Here is a 9,869-nt window from a genome sequence, read left to right on the forward strand (position 1 = left end):
TGATATGACAAGCTAAAACATAGACATTCGGCGAATGGAATATAATTTCATTCGCCTATTGATTTGTTTGCAAAAGAGTGAGAAATTTAGCGATCGCAAGCCTCAGTAGTTGATACTATAGCCGTCCCCAGTAGTGTTAGGACATCAACAGACGATCGAACCTAGACACAATAAAAACTTTTCATCCAGTCCCCAGTCCCCAGTTCCCAGCTATATTTCAAGCAATCTAAGTTTGCAGAATATACAGAGAATCGTCTGGATGCCATTCTTGCCGTGCTACGGTGTAATACACAACATCTGAGTTGTAAAAGCGGGCATTTTTCTCATACTTCATCCCAATTTTTTCAATTACACCTACTGAAGCAAGGTTTTGCGGATGAGCGATCGCTACTATCCGATTTAACTTTACTTCTAAAAACCCATATTTCAAAGTAGCTACAGAAGCTTCTGTACCCAGTCCCATACGCCAGTAAGATTTGTCAAAAACATAGCCAAGTTCAATTTCTGAAGTATTTTCCAACAAGCCCAGCCCACAGCGACCAATCATCTTACCACTATCTTTGCGTATAACTGCCCACATCCCATAGTTGTTTTCTTGCCAATGTTGAATATGTTTGTCTAAACTTGCCTGTGTCTGTTCTCTGGTTCTTGGTGACAGATACTTCATAACTTCTGCATCGCTGTAAAGGCGATATAGTACATCGAAGTCTTCAGGGGTAAAATGTCTTAGTCGCAGTCTTGCGGTTTCTATCTCAGGCATGGTATTAAAGCATAGGTGCGAATGTTACGTTGAAAAAACGTATTTTTCCTATTGCAAAAATTATTAATATAATGCTCTTACTATGAGCATTTACCAATCCGGCAAAAAATCTTACAGAAAAGACCGTTGGGCTAACAATGACTGGCGGTTATTCCTGCGTTTAGTACCTTACACCCGCAAAAGTAGACGGCTATTAGTACTAGCAGTATTTTTACTCGTGCTGCTGGCAGTAGCTAACGCCGTACAACCACTGTTAATTGGACAAATTATTTCTTTAATTCGTAAGGAACCCAGCACATACGAGTTTCTCAGGAATCGTCCCTTGTGGCAAGGACTAAATATACTTCAAGGAGTATTGGTTGTCGCAATTATTATCAGATTGATATTAACGGGTTTTCAGGGTTATCTCCTACAAAAAATAGGGCAACAAATCACCGCAGCAATTCGCCAAGACTTATTTCATCATGTGACATCTTTAGCAGTACGTTTTTTTGACCGGACACCCGTAGGTAAAATAATTACTAGACTTACCAGTGATGTGGAAGTTTTAGGAGATGTCTTCTCCACTGGGGCGATTGGTATCATATCTAATTTGTTCACGATGCTAGCGATCGTTGGCTTGATGTTTTCTATCCAATGGCAACTCGCTTGTTTGCTGCTGTTAATGCTATTACCAGTCACGTGGACGATTATTTCTTTTCAACAGCAGTATCGCAAAGCTAACTACAAAGCACGAGAAGAACTTTCTATCCTTAATTCTCAGCTACAAGAAAATATACTCGGCATTAATGTAGTACAATTGTTCCGACGAGAAAACTTTAATGCCGAAGCGTTTCACAACACCAACCAACGCTATACGCAATTAGTAGATCGAACTATTTTTTACGATTCAGCCGTTTCAGCAACTCTAGAATGGATTGGTTTAATTGCTATTGCAGGCGTTCTGTGGATGGGTGGAGGATTACTTCTAGGCAAAAGTCTCACTTTCGGGACTTTATCGGCATTTATTTTATATGCTCAACAATTATTCGATCCTCTGAAAGATTTTGCCGAAAAATTTACTGTAATTCAAGCTGGGTTTACAGCTATGGAACGCGTTAGCGATATTTTAGACGAACCGATAGAAATACGCGATCGCACCAATCCTCGCATTTCCATATATGATGCGACATTCGGTTATATAGATGAAATCGAAGCAAATCTAGAATTACAAGACGAAAATACTACACCGCAATTGGGAGAAATTCGCTTTGAACATGTCTGGTTTGCTTACAAAGATGATGATTATGTGATTAAAGACTTAGATTTCATCATTCATCCTGGTGAAAAAGTCGCACTAGTAGGCCCGACTGGTGCGGGTAAAAGTTCTATTATTCGGCTTTTGTGTCGCCTCTACGAACCTACCCAAGGACGCATTTTAGTAGATGGTGTAGATATTCGGGAGTTGCCACAAGCAGAACTGCGACGCTATATGGCAGTGATTTTACAAGAAGGTTTTTTGTTTGCTGGCAACGTTAAAAGCAATATTACACTAGGCGATCGCTACAGTTTTGAGGAAATTCAACAAGCAGCCGAGAAAACAAATATAGATCGGTTTATCGAACAATTGCCTTTAGGCTACGATACTCAACTGCGAGAACGAGGCACAAATCTTTCTAGCGGAGAAAAGCAACTTTTAGCTTTTGCCCGTGCAGCCATTCGCAATCCCCAAATTTTAGTACTTGATGAAGCAACTGCTAGCTTGGATGTAGGCACAGAAGCTTTAATTCAACAAGCATTAAACCAGCTTTTAGCAGAACGTACCGCTATAATCATCGCCCACCGTTTATCTACAATTCGCAATGTGGATCGAATTTTCGTATTAAAGCGAGGCGAATTGATAGAACAGGGTAGCCATGAGGAATTGTTACAACAAGGAGGAATGTATGCTACTTTGCACAACTTACAAATGTTGGGAACGTAGTTAATTGATAATTGAGTTTTTCTTTTGAATATTTTGCCGGAAGCTGATATGAATTAATTTAAAATACATTTCTAGAATTATGCGATCGGCTTAGTAGTAGATGACAAAACCTTTTGTTGACTAAATATATAGCAAAGTGCTGAGTGCTGAGTGCTGAGTGCTGAGTGCTGAGTAAAAAACCAGTTGCTTTAAGCCTTTGAGCGATCGCAACTGTCCTAAAGGTTGTGGCTACGGATATACTACTTTGTACAAGTTATGACTTTTTGAGAGGCCAGCCAAAGACTATCTACAGCATATTTAATAAATACTGAACTTTTGGTTGCATTACAAGAACTTTTAAGATGTAGCGTTTTTGTTTCATCTTTGACAAGTTTAGCTTGGTAAGTATAAAGAGAACCAGAACTATCTTCAAAACTTAGCTCGCCTAAAATAGTACTGTTGTCTAAACTTTGTTCAATAACTTTACCTGCTGCTTTATAAGTAAACCAATTCCATCCGTTGGCAAGAATTAGTTCTCTTTCTATAATTTGCATTGCAGGCGGCAGAATTCCCCAACCTCTATAAACTTTATTTAAGCATTGAATATCGCCAGTGCGAGTCAAAATAGACTGAAATGACTCTTGGTTGAGAACGCCATAATATCTTCCTTCTGGCAAGTCGATAGCTGTTGGTGCAAATCGATGTCCGCCAAAGTGGCTAGATTTCCAAATCCGAATATTGTCTAAGCATAAATCAGAGATAGTAGCATTGGCATAGAAATAAAAAGGATTACCATATCTCGCACAGCAGCGATCGTGGCTACCGTGGGTACATACTAAAATATCTCTAGTTGCACTTGTTTTGATTTCAGATTCAGGAATTATACCTGATAACCATTTTCTAACTACTGTCGCTACTAATTCAATATTTGCTAGTTTAAACTCGTGCTTGCGATATCCTTTACTTAACCCTTCTTGTCTTTGATAAATCAATAAAGTTGTATTGTCTAATTGATGCGATCCATCATTAGCTATCAAAAGAAATCTGATTGGTAATCTAGCTTGATGTACTTCTTCTACCAAAAGCTGTAAATTCTTTGGAACCCATTTAGAATTAAAAGTCTCTGATATCCAGGGTGGAGGACACTCCACTAAAATATAAGTTTGGTAATTAGTTGCACTACCAATAACATCTTCTCCTACTTGTTTTGCATAATCAGAACAAAAAAAAGTATCCATCGCGCGTACTCATTAATTTGATTGAGAAAGGCATAACAAACTATGTTTGTGTTGTTAGCTACAATATTTTCGATTCAAAAAGATCAAAAAGAATCATCTTGTATCTACTAGTAAAAACAAGGTAGCCACTTTATAACATTATTTTGAATAAACGTCTTTTCCGTTAATAAAATCTCTAAAAAGCAGTCAAGCAATCTTTAAAGATACACTTCTATAACTACAATAATAGATTTTTATTATATTGCCAATAATTCTCAATTAGCTTATAACTAAAAACCAATAGCTCAAGGGTAATGATTTTCATACCCGAAATTTTCACTATGGGAATTTCACGTGCAAAGTCAGTAACTAATCATAGCTATTGGCAATAATGCACCAGTACTACCAAATCTGGTGTCTACCTTATCACCTAATCTAAGCTCCTGTAAGGTAGATTAGGAGTTTTTCAGGTTCATGTCTTGACTCTAACTGAAGTCAATAAGGAATGCAAGTATTTGCTAATTTTTATTAATTTTGCTAATATAAATTTCCTCTAAGTGCTATCTAGATTAAAGTCCAGATGCAGATAGTCACTAAAAAGTTTATGACAGTAAATATTAATACTTTGAACATAATAGATAAACTTTATTAAGTATGAACATTTTTGCGTATAGTCTGATATCAGTATCTAAAAAGTAGTGGATATTAATGCATTTAGGTTTTTAACTGCTTACTACTTGTAATTATGGCTATTGCTTATTTCCAATTTTATGCAGAGTTAAATGATTTTTTACCACGAGATAAAAGGCATGTAAAAATACCCTATTCTTTTACAGAAAGAGCCTCAATCAAGGATACGATTGAGTCATTGGGTGTGCCCCATCCAGAAATTAACTGTATTGAAGTTAACGGAAAAAGTGTAGATTTTAGTTACATTGTTCGAGATGGAGATAATATTAATGTCTATCCAATTTCTACCAAGGATTTGGTAAAATCAAAAATTGACCTTCAACCAAAACAGTTAAACATTATCTGTTTCGTTTTAGATATTCATTTAGGAAAGCTAGCAACATCTTTAAGATTATTGGGCTTTGATACTTTATATCGCAATGATTATGAAGATGAGGAATTAGCAAAAATATCACACGAACAATCAAGGATTCTTCTGACTCGCGATAAAGGTCTTTTGATGCGGAGTTTAGTTACCTATGGCTATTATGTTAGAAGTACTAACCCACAGCAACAAATAGTAGAAGTACTGCGACGCTTTGATTTATTTAATGCAGTTTACCCGTTTCAAAGATGTTTGCGTTGCAATGGATTATTAAAACATACAGATAAAGAAGTTATAGTTGACCAACTACCAGAAACTGTACAATTGCAAATTAATGAATTCCATCGCTGTCAAGACTGCGGTCAAGTTTATTGGAAAGGTTCGCATTACGAACGTTTACAACAGTTTGTAGAATCGATAGTAAATAATGGTAACTAGGTTTATGTGTATTTATTAGTCAAAAACTATGGCATTAATCCTAGCACTGGATTTTGGCGGAACTAAGTTGGCAGCAGCAATGACAAACCTTGGTTCTAGAGAATGGTTGCGTTACGAACGTTGCTTTTCACCAGCAAATGCAGATGCTAAAACAGACTTAGAAATGATGCGATCGCTGATTTATGCTTTACTACAAGATACAAAACCCGCTGCAATTGGTGTTAGCTTTGGCGGCCCGGTAGATTTCACCACAGGCACAGTGCGACTATCCCACCATGTCGCTGGCTGGAAAAATATTGTTCTTAAACAATTATTAGAGGCAGAGTTTGGCGTTCCTGCTAGTGTAGACAACGATGCTAACATTGCGGCTTTGGGAGAACATCGTTTCGGTGCAGGTCAGGGCTACGACAGCTTGTTTTATATTACAGTCAGCACTGGCATAGGTGGTGGTTGGATACTCAATAGTAAACCTTGGCGGGGTACAGCAGGAATGGCTGGCGAAATTGGCCATGTAGTTGTCAACCCTGATGGCCCGGTATGTTTGTGTGGAAAGCGCGGATGTGTGGAACGTTTAGCATCCGGGCCTTACATGGCACAAGATGCTAGAGAGATTTTATTTAAGGAACCAGCTAAACTTCAAGGACAGCGAGGAAAAATATTAACAGAGTTGGTGAATAATGATTTGGATTTGATTACAGGGAAAGTGGTAAGTGAAGCTGCGGTAAAAGGAGATGAGTTAGCACTGAATATTTTGCATGGCGGTGCTTGGGCTTTAGGTGTAGGGATTGGTAATGTAGCGAATCTCATTAATCCCCAACGTTTTATTTTAGGTGGCAGCGTCACTAAATCAGGAGCCGATTGGTGGAGTGTGGTACAAAAGACAGCCCATGAGACAGCATTACCAGAAATTGATTTTGATATCGTCCCTGCGACACTAGGTGATGATGCGCCGCTATGGGGTGCTGTAGCTTTAGCTGAATTTGCTTTGTAGTCAATAAATAATTTTTTGATTTCGTCACTCAATTTTTAATTCTTAATAGCTTCACAAAACAGAAGATTTATTTTCTGTTGATTGAATAAATGTTTCAAACTGACCGTTAGGTGTCCATTGAATAGCCCCATCTCGTCCGGTAAAAAATATTTTCGTCTGACTTTTACTCAGATCGGCTAAAGTTTTTGAGTCAAGGTTGCTAGAAGCTGCGATCGCTACTTGTGGTTTTAGGGCAATGACTAAATCTTTTAAAGATTCAGGAGTACACCACAGCACTTGCGGACTAGACAAACCAACTGTTTTAACTGTCTTTAAGATTTCTTGTGATTTAGCATTTCCTACTATTAACCAACTTTGACCCAAAATTTGTAACTGTAAAAGAGGTTGGTCGTTAACTAATTGTGCGACTACTGCACCAGTATTAATTGTTTGACCAATTGCTAAAGCCTGATAGATTCCTTGTTGTTTTTGCAACGCCTGTTGAATAGCTTGGTCAGTAATCGGATTTTCTGTTTTAATCGAATAAGTGTAAAAAGTTTTAATAGGTAAATATTGCAGTAGTTCCAACCAAGCATCACTTTCGTCATTACTTTGGAAATTACTAGCGATCGCCCAATCTATTTTATTCACGCCTTGCTGTTGCAAAAAGGGTAAAATTGTGAAGCGTCCTGTACCTTCCTCTCCACTATTAATGAGAGTCACTTTCCCTCGATCTTGAACAACTAAAACTGGTTCTGCATCTGCTTCTAATAAAGTTATCCGAAATAATGTATTGGCAGAATGCCAAACTGGGACAATTACAATACCGAAAGCTATTAAACTTGCAAACCACCAGCGCTTTCTCCACCAATGCAATAGCCAAGTCAATATAATTAGCGCATAAATTGCTAGTAATTGCCAAGCAGAGATACTACCTAAAGCAACAGAATTTCCTGGCAAATTGCTAAAAAATTCCACTAACTTAATTAGCCAATCTGTAGGGTAATGCAACACTCCAGCTAAAGCACTTCCTGCGGTAGGCCAAATTAATGCTGCTATAGCACTAATAATCCCACCGATACTAATAACTGAAATTAAGGGTGTGGTAATAATATTTAGGAATAAACTATAAGCAGGCACAACTCCAAAAACGAAAAGTTGTAAAGGTAAAGTCCAGATTGTAGCAGCAAGAGGAACAGCAACCAAAGAGGCGATCGCAGGTGGTAACCATGCTAAACGTTGTACAATTGGCGATGCTGACACGATTAAACCCAGAGTTGCCAAAAAACTCAATTGAAAACCTAAATCCCAAATCCATAAAGGATTAAATATTAATAATAAAGTTGCCGCTAATAGTAGAGATCCCAATTGTTGGACTTTTCTATCTAATACCAAACCAATTAGAGCCGCAGCACCCATAATTACTGCTCTGAGAACCGCAGGTTGGAAACCTGTTAAACTCAGAAAAATAATTAAAGCCAAAAAGCCTAAAATAAATTGAGTTAGCTTTTTTGTCCGCCTTGTTAACTGTAATATCACACCCAAAATCAGGGAAGTTTGAAATCCAGAAGCTGCTAAAGCATGAGCTAAACCTGCTTGCACAAACAAATCGCGGATATCGTAGGGTAAATCAACTGCTTTGCTACCTAAAACCATTGCACTGACAAGCGGCCCTTCTGGGATACCTAACCAGCGAACTTGCGATCGCACAATTCGCTCCCGAATTTGCCACCATCCCCATTGACGTTTCTCATCCGTATCTATAATGTTTATCTGCCGTCCACTCAAACCAGCAAAAGACCCTTCTTGCTTGAGAAACTTCTGAAAGTCAAAAGCACCAGGGTTTGAAGCAGCTTTTGGTTTGTACAAACTCCCAGTTACAGCGATTTGTTGACCGGGGTATAATCCAGTAGCCTGAAGTATAGGTACTGTTACGTACAATTTACCCGTTACACCCTTTGGGACATCTGCTGGCCCCTTGTCATTTTTGACTTCATCTAGTTGAGTAGCTTCTAACCAGAATTGTCCTCGTTGACTGCGAGTTAAGCGAGGACTACTCTCCACTTCACCCCGAACAATTACTAATTGTTCTTGATTATTATTTTCTGAAGGGACGAATATACTGATATCTTTTGTTCCTGGTTGTGGTATTCGCCATTGAAAATATACAGTTGCTAACAAACCGACTAAACCAGCAGCTATCCATACGCGAGGCTGAATCAAGGTTTGCCTTGCGATCGGTATTGTCTTAGTTTTGCTTTCAGTATTTTCTAGTTGTTTGTGTGTAATTTTTCGTGATTTTAGATACTGTATTCTAAATATAATTGCGATCGCTATTCCCAAAACCACAATCCACACACCACCCCAAGGAATTGCAGTAAACAGCAACCCCAAAATGTAGCCAAGACAAATAATTACACCACTCATTTGAATCATAAAACTTTTGCTAAAAGCATCTGACAAACAGAATTTATAGTTAACTTAAAAATACTTGGAGAGCAGTAAAGAAACATTTTCATGCTTGTGGTGAAGTATAGTTCATTGGCTTTATAGAACCCATTTGACATCTTTTACTATCTTGAAGTACAGTTACCGCAAAAGCCGTATCCAGCAGTCATGCCGTACTCTAGCAGCCTAACAGACGAAGAGTGGGAAATCCTTGAACCCCTACTGCCGACTATATTGCCACCTAAGAAGCAGACCAGACCCTCCAATTGGACAAAAAGAGAACTCTTGGATGGCATCTTCTATCAACTGAAGAATGGCTGTAATTGGGAAGACTTGCCCAAGGACTTGCCCCCCTACTCAACCGTATATTGGCATTACAAGCAGTGGCGGGCATCTGGAGCGATCGACAAACTGATGAGCATCTTACACGCTCAAGTGCGTGAGCAGGTTAAAAAAAAGCCAAGTGGACAACGTTGCTGATCATCGACTCTCAAGTGGTGAAAAACACTTGTAATGCCAGTGCTGCATCGAAAGGATATTGTTTCTACAAATCGACTAATGGCATTAAAAGGCATTTAGCCGTTGATACCCTGGGATTTCCCTTCTTTACTCACTGTACCAAAGCGAATGTATCTGATGATAAGGGTTTGATTGAAATGTTGACGCTCAATATTGATTATTTCAAGTCAAAACCTGTCAATCTTCCCAAGACCACCATCCTGCTAGACCACGGTTATCATCCTGAACATCTCACCGAGGAGTTAGAGAAGGTTTATCCCCAGATCATGACGAAAATCAGATTTGAACTTTCGGCGAAACCATCCAAACAAGAAAACAAAGCGCAAGGGAAATCTGGGTTTATTCCGGTTGCAGCAAGATGGGTAATTGAGCGGTCAAATTCTTGGATGGAAAGATGCAAAATCCTCGTCAAGAACTTTGAGAGAACTTTAACTAATGCGACTGCCAAGGTTAATCTTTGTTTTATTCGGTTGATGATTAAGAGGCTTGCAGCACCTTCTTAGATGTCAAATGGGTTCTAT

General features: G+C 38.6%; 8 protein-coding genes. 5 read left to right on the top strand and 3 right to left on the bottom strand.

Features of this window, described 5'->3' with window-relative positions; genetic code table 11:
* Positions 1–226 precede the first annotated feature (226 nt).
* Positions 227–760, bottom strand: coding sequence for a GNAT family N-acetyltransferase (locus tag I8752_RS12525; protein ID WP_214432648.1), 534 nt, complete (start codon positions 758–760; stop codon positions 227–229).
* Positions 761–842: 82 nt separating this feature from the next.
* On the opposite strand from I8752_RS12525, the gene I8752_RS12530 reads away from it, so the two are divergent.
* Positions 843–2,723: an ABC transporter ATP-binding protein gene (locus I8752_RS12530; protein ID WP_214432649.1), complete on the top strand. Its 1,881-nt coding sequence runs from the start codon at positions 843–845 to the stop codon at positions 2,721–2,723.
* A 239-nt stretch (positions 2,724–2,962) separates the two neighbouring features.
* Here the strand turns inward: I8752_RS12530 and I8752_RS12535 are convergent, their stop codons facing one another.
* Positions 2,963–3,940, bottom strand: a complete 978-nt coding sequence (locus I8752_RS12535; RefSeq protein WP_214432650.1) for a sucrase ferredoxin — start codon at positions 3,938–3,940, stop codon at positions 2,963–2,965.
* A gap of 724 nt (positions 3,941–4,664) precedes the next feature.
* Between I8752_RS12535 and I8752_RS12540 the strand changes: the two genes are divergently transcribed.
* Positions 4,665–5,411 carry a Mut7-C ubiquitin/RNAse domain-containing protein gene (locus tag I8752_RS12540; RefSeq protein WP_214432651.1) on the top strand — a complete coding sequence of 249 codons (747 nt, stop codon included), beginning with the start codon at positions 4,665–4,667 and terminating at the stop codon, positions 5,409–5,411.
* A 28-nt stretch (positions 5,412–5,439) separates the two neighbouring features.
* Positions 5,440–6,402 (top strand): ROK family protein, encoded by a 963-nt coding sequence (locus I8752_RS12545; protein WP_214432652.1) that lies wholly within the window; start codon positions 5,440–5,442, stop codon positions 6,400–6,402.
* A gap of 51 nt (positions 6,403–6,453) precedes the next feature.
* Here the strand turns inward: I8752_RS12545 and I8752_RS12550 are convergent, their stop codons facing one another.
* Complete coding sequence (locus tag I8752_RS12550) at positions 6,454–8,817, bottom strand: ComEC/Rec2 family competence protein (protein ID WP_214432653.1); 2,364 nt, start codon at positions 8,815–8,817, stop codon at positions 6,454–6,456.
* A gap of 180 nt (positions 8,818–8,997) precedes the next feature.
* Between I8752_RS12550 and I8752_RS12555 the strand changes: the two genes are divergently transcribed.
* Both I8752_RS12555 and I8752_RS12560 read left to right on the top strand, forming a co-directional pair.
* Positions 8,998–9,309 carry a transposase gene (locus I8752_RS12555; RefSeq protein ID WP_214432654.1) on the top strand — a complete coding sequence of 104 codons (312 nt, stop codon included), beginning with the start codon at positions 8,998–9,000 and terminating at the stop codon, positions 9,307–9,309.
* Entirely contained in the window at positions 9,303–9,851 is a 549-nt protein-coding gene (locus I8752_RS12560) for a transposase (protein ID WP_214432655.1), read from the top strand. Before I8752_RS12555 ends, I8752_RS12560 begins: the two co-directional genes overlap by 7 nt.
* Positions 9,852–9,869: the final 18 nt, after the last annotated feature.

Origin of the sequence: Dendronalium phyllosphericum CENA369 (assembly GCF_016056275.1) — a bacterium.
Classification (GTDB): domain Bacteria; phylum Cyanobacteriota; class Cyanobacteriia; order Cyanobacteriales; family Nostocaceae; genus Dendronalium; species Dendronalium phyllosphericum.

Coding starts and splice junctions, on each gene's coding strand:
- I8752_RS12525 (WP_214432648.1), bottom strand. CDS start 760: ATGCCTGAGATAGAAACCGCAAGACTGCGACTAAGACATTTTACCCCT.
- I8752_RS12530 (WP_214432649.1), top strand. CDS start 843: ATGAGCATTTACCAATCCGGCAAAAAATCTTACAGAAAAGACCGTTGG.
- I8752_RS12535 (WP_214432650.1), bottom strand. CDS start 3,940: ATGGATACTTTTTTTTGTTCTGATTATGCAAAACAAGTAGGAGAAGAT.
- I8752_RS12540 (WP_214432651.1), top strand. CDS start 4,665: ATGGCTATTGCTTATTTCCAATTTTATGCAGAGTTAAATGATTTTTTA.
- I8752_RS12545 (WP_214432652.1), top strand. CDS start 5,440: ATGGCATTAATCCTAGCACTGGATTTTGGCGGAACTAAGTTGGCAGCA.
- I8752_RS12550 (WP_214432653.1), bottom strand. CDS start 8,817: ATGATTCAAATGAGTGGTGTAATTATTTGTCTTGGCTACATTTTGGGG.
- I8752_RS12555 (WP_214432654.1), top strand. CDS start 8,998: ATGCCGTACTCTAGCAGCCTAACAGACGAAGAGTGGGAAATCCTTGAA.